Here is a 15,559-nt window from a genome sequence, read left to right on the forward strand (position 1 = left end):
GCGCGGTTTTTCACCTTACGGCGCGACGCGCAATGCGTCCGCCGTCACTCCCTGCGCCGCCAGGCGCGCGCGCGCCGCGGGACCCGCCTCGCAGGCGAGATCGAACAGCAGCCTGAAGCGCGCCACCTCGTCGAACACCCAGTCGCGAAACGCCTTGACCCGCGCGGTCCCCAGCGTCTGCGGCAGGCAGACCAAATAGTATTGCCACGGGCTCGGCCCATCCACATCAAAGAGCCGCACGAGCCGGCCCGCCGCGATTTCGTGCATCGCGAGCGAGCGGCGCGTCAGCGCGACCCCCTGGCCGTCGACGGCCGCCTGCAACAGATTCGACGAATCCTGATACAGCACGCCGCGCTTCGGCTCCGGCCAGTCGGTGAGGCCGGCGGCGTCGAACCATGGGCGCCATAGCTCGTCGTCGGAGCGCAGCAGCGGGACTTTGGCGAGATCGGCCGGGGTTTGCGGCAGCTTGCCGCCGTTGAAGTTGGGCGAGCAGGCGGGGAAGAAAATCTCGTCGAGCAGCAGCTCGGCGTGCAGCCCCGGATATTTGCCGAAGCCGAAACGGATCGCGACGTCGACGTCGTCGCGCGCGAAGTCCGTCAGCGCATTGGTGGTCAGCAACTCGAGATCCCATTGCGGATTTGCCTCGATAAAGCTGCCGATGCGCGGCGTCACCCAGCGGGCCGCGAACGACGACAGCATCGATATCACGAGGCGCCGCTCGCGGTCGCCGGCACGGATCGCGCGAGTCGCGTCGGCGAGCTCCATCAACGCGGCGCGCACCTGGGTGGCGTAGCGACGGCCGGTTTCGGTGAGGCGCACGCGCTTGCCGTCGCGCGCGAACAGCGACACGCCGAGCTCGGCCTCGAGCGCGCGGATCTGGTGGCTGACCGCGCCGTGCGTGACGAACAACTCGTCGGCGGCGCGCGAAAAGCTTTCGTGGCGGGCGGCGGCTTCGAACGCCTTGATCGCGTTCAGGGCGGGGAGTTGACGCAGGTCCATCGCAATATTTCTCACATAGACGTGAAAATTGATCGTTTTGCCCAAGTCCTTGCTGCACCTAGGATTCTAGTCATGAAACGATTTTTGGCGAGGGCCTCATGCGAGAAATTTCCTCTAGTATTGCATATGAAATCTGCACCGGCGACACGCTGCCGCTGAAGGTCGCGCGCAGCACGAAGTTGCGCGTGCATGGCGGCGCGGTGTGGGTCACGCGCAGCGACGATACGAAGGACTACTGGCTGCAGCCCGGGCAGACGCTGCATCTGCGGCGCGGCGAGCGGCTCTGGCTCAGCGCCGAGGGCGCCACGTTCGCGAAGGTTACGTTCTCGGTGCCGACGCGCTGCGACGAGCGCGCGCTGAACTGGCTCGCTCGCATCGGCGAGCGCTGGATGATGCGTGTGCGCGGCGGCTGGCACACCGTTTGACGGTGGCGCGGCGCAAAAGCCGTGCGTGACGCCGGGGCCGGCAGGGTACCGGCCCCGGCTGTGCAGGTTGCTGGTGGCCGCGGGCGCGGTTTCCGAGATTTCGGTAAACTCCCGGAATCATGTGCGCCACCCCGGTCTCTCCGTCTCCGCTACCTGCCATCGAGCCGCCCATGCTGCGCTGGCTCGGCCGCGAACCCTACGAAGCCAGTTTCGACGCGATGCGCGCCTTCACCGACGCCCGCACCGCCGACACCGCCGACGAAATCTGGCTCGTCGAGCATCCGCCCGTCTTCACGCTCGGCCAGGCCGGCGATCCGGCGCACCTGCTCGCGGCAGACAGCAACATTCCGCTCGTCAAGGTCGACCGCGGCGGGCAGATCACGTATCACGGGCCCGGCCAGGTGGTCGCCTATCTGCTGCTCGACCTGCGCCGGCGCAAGCTGATGGTGCGCGAGCTGGTCACCCGGATCGAGCAGGCCGTGATCGACACCCTCGCGGCGTATAATCTCGCCGGAGAACGCAAGGCGGGCGCCCCCGGCATCTACGTGGCGCCCGGGCCGGACGCCGGGCTCCATGCCGGCGCCAAGATCGCGGCGCTTGGCCTGAAAATCCGCAACGGCTGCAGCTATCACGGCGTGAGTCTGAACGTGAACATGGACCTGCGGCCGTTTCTCGCGATCAATCCATGCGGCTACGCGGGGCTCGAAACAGTCGACATGGCGACGCTCGGCATCGCCGCCGGCTGGGACGACGTGGCCCGTACCCTCGCAGCAAGTCTCACCGCAAACCTCGACGGCAATCCCGCGGCCGTCGCCCAACCGCAGGCCGGTGCGCTCACCGCCTGACTGGATCGAACGAATGACTGACGTAACCGCGAATTCCGCAGCAGCCACCCCCGCGCCCGAAGGCGTGCCGGCCCCCGCCGCCTACGACGCCACCGCGAAGCAGAAAGCGCAAGCCAAGACCGCGCGCATCCCGATCAAGGTCGTTCCGATCGAAAAGCTGAAGAAGCCGGACTGGATCCGCGTGAAGGCGGCCACCGGCAATTCGCGCTTCTACGAGATCAAGCAGATCCTTCGCGAGCACAATCTTCACACGGGTGTGTGAAGAGGCGAGCTGCCCGAACATCGGCGAATGTTTCGGCAAGGGCACCGCGACCTTCATGATCATGGGCGACAAGTGCACGCGCCGCTGCCCGTTCTGCGACGTCGGCCACGGCCGTCCCGATCCGCTCGACGCCGACGAACCGGCCAACCTCGCGCGCACCATCGCTGCGCTGAAGTTGAAGTACGTGGTGATCACCAGCGTCGACCGTGATGATCTGCGCGACGGTGGCGCGGCGCACTTCGTCGAATGTATCCGTCAGACGCGCGAGCTGTCGCCGCAAACGCGTATCGAAATCCTGACGCCGGACTTCCGTGGCCGCCTCGACCGCGCGCTCGGCATCCTGAATGCGGCGCCGCCCGACGTGATGAACCACAACCTCGAAACGGTGCCGCGTCTGTACAAGGAAGCGCGCCCGGGGTCGGATTACGCGCATTCGCTGAAGCTGCTGAAGGACTTCAAGGCGCTGCATCCGCACGTCGCGACCAAGTCCGGCCTGATGGTCGGCCTCGGCGAAACCGAAGAGGAAATCCTGCAAGTGATGCGCGATCTGCGCGAGCACGACGTCGACATGCTGACGATCGGCCAGTACCTGCAGCCGTCGGAGCACCATCTGCCGGTCCGCGCTTACGTGCATCCGGACACCTTCAAGATGTACGAGGAAGAGGCGTACAAGATGGGCTTCACGCACGCCGCGGTGGGCGCGATGGTTCGTTCGAGCTATCACGCCGACGTGCAGGCGCATGGAGCCGGCGTGGTCTGACGCGCTCGCGCCTCGCCGCTGTTGCCTCGCTTCACGCCCGCAGAAACGAAAAGCCCGCCGATGTGCGGGCTTTTTTCATAGACCGCTCTTCTATCAGCAAGGAAACGACACGTGGCAACCCCGATGGATCGCGGGACCTCCGCACAATGGCCTTATCCGCGGCTGATCGCGCACCGCTGCGGCGGTACGCTTGCGCCGGAAAACACCTTGGCCGGTTTCGACGCCTGCGTGCGCTACGGCTATCGCATGGTCGAATTCGACGCGAAGCTGTCCGCCGACAACGCGCTGTTCCTGCTGCATGACGACACGCTCGATCGCACGACCAACGGCCACGGGCCGGCGGCCACGCACACATGGCAGCAACTCGCCGCTCTGGATGCCGGCGCGTGGCGCGGCGCGGAGTTCACCGGCACGCGGCTGCCGACGCTGGCCGACGCGGCCGAGCGTTGCGCGCGCGACGGCATCGCGGCGAACATCGAGATCAAGCCGTGTCCGGGCCGCGACGTCATCACCGGCGCACTGGTCGCCCAAGGCGCGCTCGAGCTTTGGCAAGGGCAGACGCCGCCGCTGTTGTCGTCGTTTTCGTTCGATGCGCTCGCCGCCGCGCGCGATGCCGCGCCATCGCTGCCGCGCGGCATGCTGTTCGAGCAGGTACCGGCGGACTGGCTGCGCATCGTGCGCGAACTCGACTGCGTCTCGCTGCACGCGAGTCACCGCTATCTGAGCGAACCGCTGGTCGCGCGGATCCGCGCGGCCGGGCTGCGCGTGCTCGCTTACACGGTGAACGATCCGGCGCGCGCGCGGTTGCTCGAAGAATGGGGCGTCGACATGATCTGCACGGACCGGATCGATCTGTTGACGTGACGTTGCGCTCGCAAGCTCCGCACAAACCCCTGCGGGTTTCCCCGCAAACGCGCGCGCACCGAATTCCGGATTCCCCGACAGCGCTCGTCCTGATTTCCGGAAACCCGGACGGCGCGCGCCGAGCTGTGCCGGAAAATCCATAAAAATCAAGGCTTCCAGTCTGAAATCAAACTGGCATCGACCTTGCGAAAGAAAGCGCGTGGCCGCCACGGCCCGACAAAAAAGCAAGGAGACAAAATGTCCGATTTCCCTTCCCGGTATTTCTGAATTCGTCGTCTTTGCAGCGGTCCGCCAACGTGCGCCCGCGCGACGACGTTTCGTTCGCGTGTCGCGCCTCGCGGCGGGTCATCAGCTCATATCCCTCGCAGGAACCATCGTGAAGAAACCTATCCATAAAGTGCTGTACGTCCAGGTGATCGTGGCGATCATCGTCGGCATCGTACTCGGGCATTTCTACCCGAACCTCGCCATCGACATGAAGCCGCTCGGCGATGGCTTCATCAAGCTGATCAAGATGGTGATCGGGCCGATCATCTTCTGCACAGTCGTGACGGGCATCGCCGGCATGGAGGACATGAAGAAGGTTGGACGCGTCGGCGGCAAGGCGCTGTTGTACTTCGAAATCGTCTCGACCTTCGCGCTGGTACTCGGCCTCGCCGCCACGCACCTGCTGCGACCGGGCGCCGGCTTCAACGTCGATCCGGCCTCGCTCGACGGCCGCGCGGTTGCGTCGTATGCCGCGAAGGCGCACGGCCAGTCGACGGTCGACTTCTTCATGCACATCATTCCGGACACGCTGTTGTCGGCGTTCGCGCAGGGTGAGATCCTGCAGATCCTGTTGATCGCGCTGCTGTTCGGCGCCGTGCTCGCAACGGCCGGTGAGAAGGGCAAGCCGGTGACCAACTTCATCGAAGGGCTCTCGCACATCCTGTTCGGCATGGTGCGCATCATCACGAAGCTCGCGCCGATCGGCGCGTTCGGCGCGATGGCCTTCACGATCGGCAAGTACGGCATCGGCTCGCTGCTGCCGATGCTCAAGCTGGTCGGCACGTTCTATCTGACCTCGATCGTGTTCGTGGTGGTCGTGCTCGGCGCGATCGCGCGGGCGGCGGGCTTCAACATCCTGCGTTTCGTCGCATACATCAAGGAAGAGATGCTGATCGTGCTCGGCACGAGCTCGTCCGAAGCCGCGCTGCCGCAGCTGATGCTGAAACTCGAAAAGCTCGGCTGCTCGCGCTCGGTGGTGGGCCTCGTGGTGCCGACCGGCTACTCGTTCAACCTCGACGGCACCAACATCTACATGACGATGGCGGTGCTGTTCATCGCTCAGGCGACCAACACCGACCTTACGTGGGGCCAGCAGCTGACGCTGCTCGCGGTGACGATGCTGACCTCGAAGGGCGCGAGCGGCGTGACCGGCGCGGGCTTCATCACGCTCGCGGCGACGCTGGCCGTGGTGCCGACGATTCCGCTGTCGGGCATGGTGCTGATCCTTGGCATCGACCGGTTCATGAGCGAGTGCCGCGCGCTGACGAACATCGTCGGCAACGGTGTCGCGACGGTCGTCGTGTCGGCCTGGGAAAAGGAGCTCGATCGCAGCAAGCTGAACAAGGTGCTGCGCGGCGAGGTGGCGGTCAAAGAGCCGGCCGGCGTTTGAGTCGCGCCTCGCCAACGCTGTCGTGACCAGCGCGGACGCTTAAGCATGAAACCGGCGTCCGCGCGACCTTCCGAGGCGTCTGGCGGCGAGACCGCCGGCAAAAGTCGCGGCCCAGCCCGCGACGCGTCTGGCGGCGACGCCTTGCCGCCCTATGCCACAATGTCCGATGCACATCGTTCGGACTTTGCCAACGTGACCCGCCGCCTGCTGATTCTCTTCGCGCTCGCAGCCGGGCTCGCGGCGGCATGCTGGCTCACCTACAGCCTTGCGTGGAAAAGCGGTGTCGACACGCTGCGGCGCAACGCCGCCGTGCGCGCCGAGCGCACCGCGAGCACGCTCAAGAGCACGCTCGAACGCTACGAATCGCTGCCGTATCTGCTCGCCGAGCATCCGATCGTGCAGGATGTGCTGATCGATCCGAATCCCGCCAACGTCAAGCGAGCGAATCTCTATCTCGAAGACCTGAACCGCCACGCGCGCGCGACGGTCACCTACATCATTTCGCTCGACGGCTACTGCATCGCCGCCAGCAACTGGCGCGGGCCGGGCAGCTTCGTCGGCGCGGGCTATCAGTTCCGGCCGTATTTCGTCGATGCAATGAAAGGCGGCGTCGGCCGCTTCTTCGGCATCGGCACGATTTCGCAGGCGCCCGGCTACTACATCTCGCAGCCGGTGCGGCGCGATGGCAAGATCGTCGGTGTGGCGGTCGTCAAGCTCGATCTCGAATGGTTTCAGGGCGTGGACGCGTCCGAGCCGCTCGTCGTCACCGACGATCATGGCGTGATCTTCCTGTCGTCGGTGCCGGCATGGAAGTACCACACGATTCGGCCGCTGCCCGGCCAGATCGCCAATTCGATCTACCAGGCTCGCCAGTACGCGCAGCAGCCGATCGAGCCGCTACCGGTGACGGTCGAGCGCATACTCGAAGGCAATGCGCAGATCCTGCGCATCGGCGGCGGGCGCTCCGCGCCGCGCTTCCTCGCGTCGCGTCACGCCATGGGCGAGCCGGACTGGCATCTGATCACGATGTCGCCGGTCGATCCGGTCGATGCCGACGCGCGCAAGGCGACCATCGTCACCGGCTTCGGCTATGTATCGCTGGTGCTGCTCGCGTTCTACTGGCGCATGCGGCGCGCGCGCGTGCGCGAAATGATGCGCAGCCGCGCGCTGCTGCAGAAGGCCTATGCCGAGCTGAATCAGCGCGTCGCCGAGCGCACCGCCGATCTGTCCGAGGCGAACGAGCAGTTGCACAAGGAAGTCGCCGAGCGTACACGCGCCGAGCAGGAACTGCGCGCCGCGCAAGACGAACTGATCCAGGCGAGCAAGCTGGCCGCGCTCGGTCAGATGGCGGCCGGCATCACGCACGAGCTGAACCAGCCGCTCGCCGCGCTGCGCAGTTTTTCCGATAACACGCGCGTGCTGCTCGAACGCGGCGATCAGGCATCGGCGCGCGAGAATCTCGAAGCGATCGCGGCGCTCACCGAGCGCATGGGCAACATCACGAACCAGTTGAAGCTGTTCGTCGGCCGCGCGCGGCCGCGCAGCGCGCGCGCGTCGATCGTGCGGGCCCTGCGCAACGTCGTCGCGTTGCTGCAAAAGCGCCTGCAGGGCGTCGAACTCGAGTTCGTGCTGATCGATATCGCGGCCGACATCGACACCGACGCCGCCGCTGCGGCAGGCGGCGCGCGCACGCCGCTGAATCTCGCCGACGATCATCCGGAGCTGGTCGCGAATTGCGACGATCTGCGGCTCGAACAGGTGCTGATCAACCTGCTCGGCAACGCGCTCGACGCAACCGCCGGCATGAACCCGCCGCATATCACGGTCGAGGTGGAGGCCGGCGTCGCGACCCTGTCGATCGCGGTCGGCGACAACGGCCCCGGCATTCCCGACGACGTGTTGCCGCACCTGTTCGAACCGTTTTTCACGACGAAGGAAATGGGCCAGGGGCTCGGCCTTGGCCTCGCGATTTCATCGTCGATCGCGCGCGATTGCGGCGGCTCGCTCGTCGCGCGCAACGCGCCGCACGGTGGCGCATCATTCGTGTTGACGCTGCGTCGTGCGCGTGTGCAGACCAGCCCCTCGCACGATCCGCTGACCGCGGGCTCCTGATTTCACCCCGAAGCATCACCCGGAACACGCAATGAACGACGGCCTGCAAGTGCTGTATATCGAAGACGACGAACTGGTGCGCCGCGCGAGCGTGCAGAGCCTGCAACTGGCGGGCTTCGACGTGGTCGGCCATGCGTCGGTCGAGGCCGCGGCGAAGCTGATCAGCGCGGACTTCTCCGGCGTGATCGTCAGCGATATCCGGCTGCCCGGCGCGAGCGGTCTCGACCTGCTCGCGCAGTGCCACGAGCGCGCGCCCGACGTGCCGGTGATTCTGGTCACCGGCCACGGCGATATCTCGATGGCCGTGCAGGCGATGCGCGACGGCGCCTACGACTTCATCGAAAAGCCGTTCGCGTCCGAGCGGCTGATCGAAACCGTGCGGCGCGCGCTGGAGCGCCGCAAGCTCGTGCTCGAAAACCTCGCGCTGCGCCGTGAGCTGGCCGGGCAGAACGCGGTCGCGCCGCGCATCATCGGCCGCAGTCCGGCGATCGAGCAGGTGCGGCGGCTGATCGCCAACGTCGCGCCGACCGATGCGTCCGTCCTGATCAACGGCGATACCGGCGCGGGCAAGGAGCTGATCGCGCGCAGCCTGCACGAGTTGTCGCCGCGGCGTGACAAGCCGTTCATCGCGGTGAACTGCGGCGCGCTGCCCGAGCCGATGTTCGAATCGGAGATGTTCGGCTACGAGCCGGGCGCGTTCACCGGCGCGGCCAAACGGCGGATCGGCAAGCTCGAACATGCGTCGGGCGGCACGCTGTTTCTCGACGAGATCGAGAGCATGCCGCTCGCGCTGCAGGTCAAGCTGCTGCGCGTGCTGCAGGACGGCGTGCTGGAACGGCTCGGCTCGAATCAGCCGATTCGCGTCAATTGCCGCGTGGTCGCGGCTGCAAAAGGCGACATGGCCGAGCACGTCGCGGATGGCTCGTTCCGGCGCGATCTGCTGTACCGGCTCAACGTGGTGACGATCGCGCTGCCGCCTTTGAGCGAGCGTCGCGAGGACATCGTGCCGCTGTTCGAGCATTTCCTGCTGGATGCTGCCGTCCGTTATCAGCGGCCGGCGCCGATGCTCACCGATCGCCAACGTGCGAGTCTGATGCAGCGAGACTGGCCGGGCAACGTGCGCGAGCTGCGTAATGCCGCCGACCGCTTCGTGCTCGGCATCGCCGACGAACCGGTGCTGTCGTTCGGCGAAGACGGCGGGGCCACCCATCCGCTGAAGGAGCGTGTCGAGCAGTTCGAGCGCGCGATGATCGCCGAGGCGTTGGAGCAGGCGGGCGGCGTGGTCGCGGTTGCGGCGGACCGGCTGCAGCTCGGCAAGGCGACGCTCTACGAGAAGATCAAGCGATATGGCCTTGCGGCCAAAGGGGAAGGGGAGCGGTGAGGAGGCGGACGCCGGCGGCGGGAGGTTGCGCCGGCGCGTGGGGATCTGCTTGCGCCGGCTTAAGCCGCGCCAGCCTTCAGCGCTTTCGCGAGCAACTGGTCGAGTTCCGCGAACTGCGGCTCGCCGACATAGCGCTTCAGGATCTTGCCGTCTTTATCGACGACGAAGGTGGTCGGCGTGAGCTGCACGTTGCCGAACCGCTTGGCGGCCGAGCCGTCGTCCATCGCGACCTTGAACGGCAGCTGACGCGTTTGCGTGTAATTGGTCACGTACATCGGCGCGTCGTAGTTCATTGCCACCGCGACGAATTCGAGGCCCTGGCCCTTGAAGCGGTTATAGGTCTCGACCATCTGCGGCATTTCCTTCATGCAGGTGTCGCAACTCGTTGCCCAGAAGTTGACCAGATAAACCTTGCCTTTGAGGTCCGCGGTCGTGAGCTTCTGTCCCGATAGCAGCGTGAAGGTCGCATCGGGTACGCGCTGCTGGCCGGCAAACGCGAAGTAACCGGCGACGGCGAGCGCAATGGCCACGGCCACCGCAATCAGATAGCGAAGCGGGTTCGTGCGCCGGACGGCGGTCGGTGAATTGGAACTCATGGACGGATCCTCGTGAGTCGCGCGCGGCGCGGAACAATGGGGCGGTGTGATGGCCCGCGGGCCGGTACTGAATAGCTTTTCTATTGTAGCTCCAATGGGTTCGGCTGCGCCGAAATGGCGGGACGGCTGCGCTCCGCGTCGGCCCCGCAGTCGATCAGCGGATAATGGCGCTTTACGCTCCGAGAAGCCCGCTCTTCCGTCCCATGCTCCGAACCGTTCTTCGCGTCTGCTCTTTAGTTGCCCGCGTTTCTTGCCGTTTTCCGTTGCTCAGCCGATTGTCCGCCCGCAGTGCGGGCGTGTTCCAACCGGCGGGCCTATTTCTCCGCGCATTCACGCGATCCGGTCACGCTCGAACCGTGATCGGCGCGGCGACGGCCGCGTTGGCGCTCGGCGTCGCGCTCAGCGCCTGCTCACCGACCTTCGACTGGCGCACCGTGATGAACAACGACAAGGGCTACACGGTCGACTTCCCAGCCAAGCCGGGCAACGATCAGCGCGCGGTGCAGATCGGCGGCACACCGATGCAGATGGCAATGCAGACCGCCGAAGCGGGCAATGCGGTCTTTGCGGTCGGCACCGTGATGCTGCCCGACGACAGCGACGCGACGCAGCGTGCCGCGCTCGATTTCCTGCGCGCGGGACTGGCGCGCAACGTCGGCGCGACGCCCGATGCTCACCCAGCGCAAATCCCGCTGGCGGCGGGCGGCAAGATACCGGGGCTGGAAATGACGGTGAGCGGCGCGGCGGGCGCCAAACACGAGACGCGCACGGTGTATGCGCGGCTCGTCGCGCGCGGCCGGCACGTGTACCAGGCGGCGATCATCGCCGATCAACCGCTGCCGCAAGAGCAGGTCGACCAGTTTTTTTCGTCGTTCCAGCTGTACTGAATGCGGTATTTTTGGCCGGTCGGGCGCACGTCAGAGGGCCGAACGCAGTGAAAGTTCCTTCGCAGGTTTGTACGCTAATTGCCGGTTTACGTTGAGATTTTTGAGTTACGCGCACAGCCTGTGGATAACTCTGTTGAGAAGTCGGCCTCAATGGCCGCAAAAGCCCATCAGGCGGGCCTTCCGGCAAAATCCACAGGCGTAGGGAATTTAAAAAAATACAATAAAATCAATGGCTTGGCGAGATGCGCGTCTGCGCGCTTTTGAGTTGTATCAAAATCTAACAGGATCGCGCGTATGTGAATAAGTCAAGTCTTGACAGTCGTTTTTTCTCCTCATAACGAGCCAAAAGCGCGGCGGTATTGGATTGCCTCGGCGACCTGCGCGGCGCTCGGCATCGCCGCGCCAGCCAGGTCCGCGACGGTGCGCGCGACCTTCAACACCCGGTAGTACGCCCGCGCCGACCAGCCAAAGCGCTCGCCGGCTTCGCGCAGCAGCGCCTCGCCCGCTGCGTCCGGGCGACATACATCGTCCACTTCGCGTCCGTCCAGCTCGCGGTTGGTCTTGCCTTGCCGGGCCAGTTGCCGCTCGCGCGCAGCGCTCACGCGCTGTGCGATCGCCACGCTTGCTTCGCCGGTGGTGGCGGCGCGTGCCGCGAGTTCGGTGGCGGTCAGTGCTGGAATTTCGAGCTGGATGTCGATGCGGTCGAGCAGCGGTCCCGACAATTTACGCAAATAGCGCGCCGCAACTTCAGGCGTACAGCGGCAGCGCCCGCCCGGATCGCCGCGCCAGCCGCACGGGCACGGGTTCATTGCGGCGATCAGTTGGCAGGCGGCGGGGAAATCCGCTTGCCAGGCGGCGCGCGAGATCGTGATGCGGCCAGCTTCGAGCGGCTCGCGCAGCGTTTCGAGCACCACGCGATCGAATTCGGGAAGTTCGTCCAGAAAGAGCACGCCCAGATGCGCGAGCGTGATCTCGCCAGGCTGCGGCGGATTGCGTCCGCCGACCAGCGCCGCCGCGCTCGACGAATGGTGCGGCGCGCGAAACGGCCGCTGGCGCCACTGCGACGGCTTGAAGCCGATGCGGCTCGCGGACAGTAGCGCGGCGGAGGCGAGCGCTTCGTCGTCGGTCATGGGCGGCAGCAAGCTGGGCAGGCGTGCCGCGAGCATCGACTTGCCGGCGCCGGGCGGTCCGATCAGCAGCACGTGATGGCCGCCGGCCGCCGCGACTTCGAGGGCGCGCCGAGCGGCGCGCTGGCCAATCACGTCGGCCATGTCCGGCGCCGGGGCAGCGGCGTGCTCGTTGAGCTCGGGCGCGGCGACAGGACTAAGACGCGCGTCCGGCGAGCCTGCGAGATGCGCGCATAGCGACGGCAGATCGGCGGCGCCGAACACGTCGACGCCGGGCACGAGCGCCGCTTCCGCCGCGCTCGCGGCCGGCAGGTAAAGCTGCGGGGTATGGAAGGCCGGTGCGGCTAGTTGATCGAGGAGGGCGGGCAAAGCAGAACGCGCTTCAGATGAAGCGTCGGCGTCGCCGGCGTTCGCCAGAGCGCCGCGCGCGGTGCCGCAGGCCATCGCGAACGCGCCGCGCATCGGCCGTAGCGCGCCGGTCAGCGAGAGCTCGCCGGCAAACTCGCGATGGAGCAGCGATTCGACGGGAATCTGCCCGCTTGCGGCGAGGATGCCGAGCGCGATCGGCAGATCGAAACGACCGGATTCTTTCGGTAGATCGGCGGGCGCGAGGTTGACGGTGATGCGGCGGACTGGAAAATCGAAACCGCAGTTCTGCAGCGCCGCGCGCACGCGTTCACGGCTCTCGCGCACTTCCAGGTCGGGCAGGCCGACGATCGAAAAGGACGGCAATCCATTGGCGAGGTGAACCTCGACGGTCACTTCGGGCGCACGGCCAGCGGCCGGCGCGCGGCTGCGCACCACGGCAAGCGACATATTCTCTCCCGTCGGACGGCGCGCTCACATCGCGCGCAAATCCCCTAAAACGCTGATGACGTCACGGCCCGCTTGCCTGTGATGGGCGGCACTGCGCAGCGAAGGCTGCGAGCAGCGCTTACGGCGTCTGCGTGAGCGGCAATTTCTGTTCGAGCTCGGCGACGCGGCGCTCGAGTTCTTCGAGGCGCGCGCGCGTACGCACGAGCACCTGGGTCTGCGTATCGAATTCCTCGCGCGTGACCAGATCGAGCTTCGAGAAGCCCTGCGACAGCATTGCCTTGACGTTGCGTTCGACATCCTTGGCCGGCGAATTCTTGAACAGATCGCTGACGCGAGCCTGGAAGTCGTTAAAAACGTCGTTCGGTTGTTTCATCGTGTTCCCCTTGGTGCACAAAAAAAGTGCATGTTTCATTGCGCCCGTGCCCCGTTACGGCGAACGGGCGATCCTGGTGCGCGCGACGTATTGGTTGCCGCGGCCGCGTGAGCGTGTTTGGTGCGCGCCCTCGCGTTCAGAACGTTCGAACACTCTAGCAACGATCCCCCCGCCGCGCCACCGCCCGCCGCGCCGCTGGCCGTTCGGACAAGGCCGCTCGGGCGCGCTGCGCCACGCGCGCGAGACGCGCTCCGACACAACATGGCATAGGAGTTGCTGTTACTGCCCCGCGCGCGCACTGCCAGGGCGCTTTTCCCGGTAGCGCAGGAGACACCGTCACGGGTACGCCACGGGGCACAACGGATCAGCAATAACTAGCGAGGATTTCATGAAACTCATTACCGCAATCATCAAGCCGTTCAAGCTGGATGAAGCGCGCGAAGCCCTGTCGGCGATCGGCGTGTCGGGCATCACGGTGACCGAAGTCAAAGGCTTCGGACGGCAGAAGGGCCACACCGAACTGTATCGGGGCGCCGAATACGTCGTCGACTTTCTGCCGAAGGTGAAGATCGAAGCGGCGGTATCGGACGACATCGTCGATCAGGCGATCGAGGCGCTCGAGCGCGCCGCGCGTACCGGCAAGATCGGCGACGGCAAGATCTTCGTCACGCCGATCGAGCAGGTGGTTCGGATCCGCACCGGCGAGACCGGCGCGGACGCACTGTAAAAGACCAGAACATCGCGACACGGACAGCGACAAGAGGAAAACCAAGATGCGCAAACTAATGATGTCCCTGCTGATGGCCGGCTCGCTGCTCGCGGGCGGTGTCGGCACCGCCCTCGCGGACGATGCGTCCGCTCCCGCAGCCGCCTCCGCTCCCGATACGACGGCGAGCGCGCCCGCACCGGACGCCTCCGCCGCAGCCGCTGCCCCGGCGGCCTCGGCTCCCGCCGCCGATGCATCGGCCGCCGCCGCGGCCGCGCCGGCCACCCCGACCGCGCCGTTCTCGGTCGATTCGTCGAAGATCAACTCCGGCGACACCGCGTGGATGCTGACCTCCACCGCGCTGGTGCTGTTCATGACGATCCCGGGTCTCGCGCTGTTCTACGGCGGCATGGTCCGCAAGAAGAACGTGCTCGCGACGCTAATGCAAAGCTTCGCGATCACCTGTGTCGTGACGATCGTCTGGACCGTGGTGGGCTACAGCCTCGCGTTCACGCCGGGCAACTCGTTCATCGGCGGCTTCTCGCGCGTGTTCATGACGGGCATGAACTACATCAAGGGCGACAAGGCCACGACGCTGACCGTCAGCCACCTCGCGCCGACGATCCCCGAGACGGTCTACTTCGTCTACCAGATGACCTTCGCGATCATCACGCCGGCGCTGATCACCGGTGCGTTCGCGGACCGCATGAAGTTCTCGGCGATGCTGGTGTTCATGACGCTGTGGTCGATCATCGTCTACTCGCCGATCGCGCACATGGTGTGGGAGCCGAGCGGCTGGCTGGCTAGCGCGGGCATCCTCGACTTCGCGGGCGGCACGGTGGTGCACATCAACGCCGGTATCGCGGGTCTGGTCTGCTGTCTGGTGCTCGGCAAGCGCGTCGGCTATGGCAAGGAAGCGATGGCGCCGCACAACCTGACGCTTACGCTGATCGGTGGCGCGATGCTGTGGGTCGGCTGGTTCGGCTTCAACGCGGGTTCGGCCGTGGCAGCGGATGGCCGTGCCGGCTTCGCGATGTTCGCGACGCAGGTGGCGACCGCCGCGGCGGCGCTCGCGTGGATGTTCGCCGAATGGGCAGCCAAGGGCAAGCCGTCGGTGCTCGGTATCGTGTCGGGCGCGGTCGCGGGTCTGGTGGCGATTACGCCAGCGTCGGGCTTCGTCGGCACGGTCGGGGCGCTCGTGATCGGTATCGTCGCGGGTGTGGTCTGCTTCTGGGCGGCCACGTGGCTCAAGCACAAGTTCGGGTACGACGATTCGCTCGACGCGTTCGGCGTGCACTGCATCGGCGGGATCATCGGTGCGCTGCTGACCGGCGTGTTCGCGGTCAAGGACATCAGCGGCTCGGACGGCAGCGTGATCCTGCAGGCGAAGGGCGTGCTGACGACGCTGATCTACAGCGGCGTGGTGAGCTTCGTGCTGCTGAAGATCATCGACCTGGTGATGGGCATCCGCGTGACCGAAGAGCAGGAGCGCGAAGGCCTCGACGTGAGCCTGCACGGCGAGAAAGTCGAATAACGGAGAACCTGTCCCGGTTCGGCCCGGGCTCCCGGGCCCGTCAGTAAGAAAAAATGGTTAAGCAAGCGCAGCAATTTCGCCCGCCTTCATGGCGGGCTTTTTTCTTGCTGATCGGGTTGCGAACGGCGATTTTCCGCGCCTATCATCGAGATAGGGAGAATGCATTCGAGTCTGCTTGCGAATGGAGAAACCGTCCCCAAATGGACAAAGCATTT

General features: G+C 65.9%; 13 protein-coding genes and 1 pseudogene. 10 read left to right on the top strand and 4 right to left on the bottom strand.

Annotation, left to right across the window (positions count from 1 at the left end; genetic code table 11):
* Positions 1–15 precede the first annotated feature (15 nt).
* Positions 16–999, bottom strand: a complete 984-nt coding sequence (locus OKW27_RS30435) for a transcriptional regulator GcvA (protein WP_429335681.1) — start codon at positions 997–999, stop codon at positions 16–18.
* Positions 1,000–1,097: 98 nt separating this feature from the next.
* Between OKW27_RS30435 and OKW27_RS30440 the strand changes: the two genes are divergently transcribed.
* From OKW27_RS30440 to OKW27_RS30470, 7 genes and pseudogenes are all read left to right on the top strand, one after another.
* A complete protein-coding gene (locus OKW27_RS30440; RefSeq protein WP_429335682.1) occupies positions 1,098–1,424 on the top strand; it encodes a DUF2917 domain-containing protein in 327 nt (108 codons plus the stop codon).
* 119 nt (positions 1,425–1,543) lie between these two features.
* Positions 1,544–2,269 (top strand): lipoyl(octanoyl) transferase LipB, encoded by a 726-nt coding sequence (lipB, locus tag OKW27_RS30445; RefSeq protein WP_090802840.1) that lies wholly within the window; start codon positions 1,544–1,546, stop codon positions 2,267–2,269.
* Positions 2,270–2,282: 13 nt separating this feature from the next.
* Positions 2,283–3,291 (top strand): annotated as a pseudogene (lipA, locus tag OKW27_RS30450) (lipoyl synthase).
* 111 nt (positions 3,292–3,402) lie between these two features.
* Positions 3,403–4,155 (top strand): glycerophosphodiester phosphodiesterase, encoded by a 753-nt coding sequence (gene ugpQ / locus OKW27_RS30455; protein WP_429335683.1) that lies wholly within the window; start codon positions 3,403–3,405, stop codon positions 4,153–4,155.
* A gap of 376 nt (positions 4,156–4,531) precedes the next feature.
* Positions 4,532–5,812, top strand: coding sequence for a dicarboxylate/amino acid:cation symporter (locus tag OKW27_RS30460; protein WP_429335684.1), 1,281 nt, complete (start codon positions 4,532–4,534; stop codon positions 5,810–5,812).
* Positions 5,813–5,857: 45 nt separating this feature from the next.
* A complete protein-coding gene (locus OKW27_RS30465) occupies positions 5,858–7,924 on the top strand; it encodes a sensor histidine kinase (RefSeq protein ID WP_429335685.1) in 2,067 nt (688 codons plus the stop codon).
* A gap of 31 nt (positions 7,925–7,955) precedes the next feature.
* The gene (locus OKW27_RS30470; protein ID WP_018419283.1) at positions 7,956–9,305 is read left to right on the top strand and encodes a sigma-54-dependent transcriptional regulator; all 1,350 of its coding nucleotides are present in this window, start codon (positions 7,956–7,958) and stop codon (positions 9,303–9,305) included.
* 59 nt (positions 9,306–9,364) lie between these two features.
* Here OKW27_RS30470 and OKW27_RS30475 read toward each other — a convergent pair whose 3' ends face one another.
* The gene (locus OKW27_RS30475) at positions 9,365–9,901 is read right to left on the bottom strand and encodes a TlpA disulfide reductase family protein (RefSeq protein WP_184026536.1); all 537 of its coding nucleotides are present in this window, start codon (positions 9,899–9,901) and stop codon (positions 9,365–9,367) included.
* Positions 9,902–10,065: 164 nt separating this feature from the next.
* Between OKW27_RS30475 and OKW27_RS30480 the strand changes: the two genes are divergently transcribed.
* On the top strand, positions 10,066–10,788 hold the full coding sequence (locus OKW27_RS30480) for a hypothetical protein (protein WP_425199353.1): 723 nt from the start codon (positions 10,066–10,068) through the stop codon (positions 10,786–10,788).
* 332 nt (positions 10,789–11,120) lie between these two features.
* Here OKW27_RS30480 and OKW27_RS30485 read toward each other — a convergent pair whose 3' ends face one another.
* Positions 11,121–12,731: a YifB family Mg chelatase-like AAA ATPase gene (locus OKW27_RS30485; protein WP_429335686.1), complete on the bottom strand. Its 1,611-nt coding sequence runs from the start codon at positions 12,729–12,731 to the stop codon at positions 11,121–11,123.
* A gap of 118 nt (positions 12,732–12,849) precedes the next feature.
* Complete coding sequence (locus OKW27_RS30490) at positions 12,850–13,104, bottom strand: accessory factor UbiK family protein (RefSeq protein WP_026228952.1); 255 nt, start codon at positions 13,102–13,104, stop codon at positions 12,850–12,852.
* A 388-nt stretch (positions 13,105–13,492) separates the two neighbouring features.
* On the opposite strand from OKW27_RS30490, the gene OKW27_RS30495 reads away from it, so the two are divergent.
* Positions 13,493–13,831 (top strand): P-II family nitrogen regulator, encoded by a 339-nt coding sequence (locus OKW27_RS30495; RefSeq protein ID WP_013088261.1) that lies wholly within the window; start codon positions 13,493–13,495, stop codon positions 13,829–13,831.
* A gap of 46 nt (positions 13,832–13,877) precedes the next feature.
* Positions 13,878–15,344: an ammonium transporter gene (locus tag OKW27_RS30500; RefSeq protein WP_090802852.1), complete on the top strand. Its 1,467-nt coding sequence runs from the start codon at positions 13,878–13,880 to the stop codon at positions 15,342–15,344.
* Positions 15,345–15,559 lie beyond the last annotated feature (215 nt).

The sequence above is a fragment of the Paraburkholderia sp. 35.1 genome, from assembly GCF_050436525.1.
GTDB classification, from domain to species: domain Bacteria; phylum Pseudomonadota; class Gammaproteobacteria; order Burkholderiales; family Burkholderiaceae; genus Paraburkholderia; species Paraburkholderia tuberum.

Coding starts and splice junctions, on each gene's coding strand:
- OKW27_RS30435 (WP_429335681.1), bottom strand. CDS start 999: ATGGACCTGCGTCAACTCCCCGCCCTGAACGCGATCAAGGCGTTCGAA.
- OKW27_RS30440 (WP_429335682.1), top strand. CDS start 1,098: ATGCGAGAAATTTCCTCTAGTATTGCATATGAAATCTGCACCGGCGAC.
- lipB (WP_090802840.1), top strand. CDS start 1,544: ATGTGCGCCACCCCGGTCTCTCCGTCTCCGCTACCTGCCATCGAGCCG.
- OKW27_RS30465 (WP_429335685.1), top strand. CDS start 5,858: ATGAAACCGGCGTCCGCGCGACCTTCCGAGGCGTCTGGCGGCGAGACC.
- OKW27_RS30470 (WP_018419283.1), top strand. CDS start 7,956: ATGAACGACGGCCTGCAAGTGCTGTATATCGAAGACGACGAACTGGTG.
- OKW27_RS30475 (WP_184026536.1), bottom strand. CDS start 9,901: ATGAGTTCCAATTCACCGACCGCCGTCCGGCGCACGAACCCGCTTCGC.
- OKW27_RS30480 (WP_425199353.1), top strand. CDS start 10,066: ATGGCGCTTTACGCTCCGAGAAGCCCGCTCTTCCGTCCCATGCTCCGA.
- OKW27_RS30485 (WP_429335686.1), bottom strand. CDS start 12,731: ATGTCGCTTGCCGTGGTGCGCAGCCGCGCGCCGGCCGCTGGCCGTGCG.
- OKW27_RS30490 (WP_026228952.1), bottom strand. CDS start 13,104: ATGAAACAACCGAACGACGTTTTTAACGACTTCCAGGCTCGCGTCAGC.
- OKW27_RS30495 (WP_013088261.1), top strand. CDS start 13,493: ATGAAACTCATTACCGCAATCATCAAGCCGTTCAAGCTGGATGAAGCG.
- OKW27_RS30500 (WP_090802852.1), top strand. CDS start 13,878: ATGCGCAAACTAATGATGTCCCTGCTGATGGCCGGCTCGCTGCTCGCG.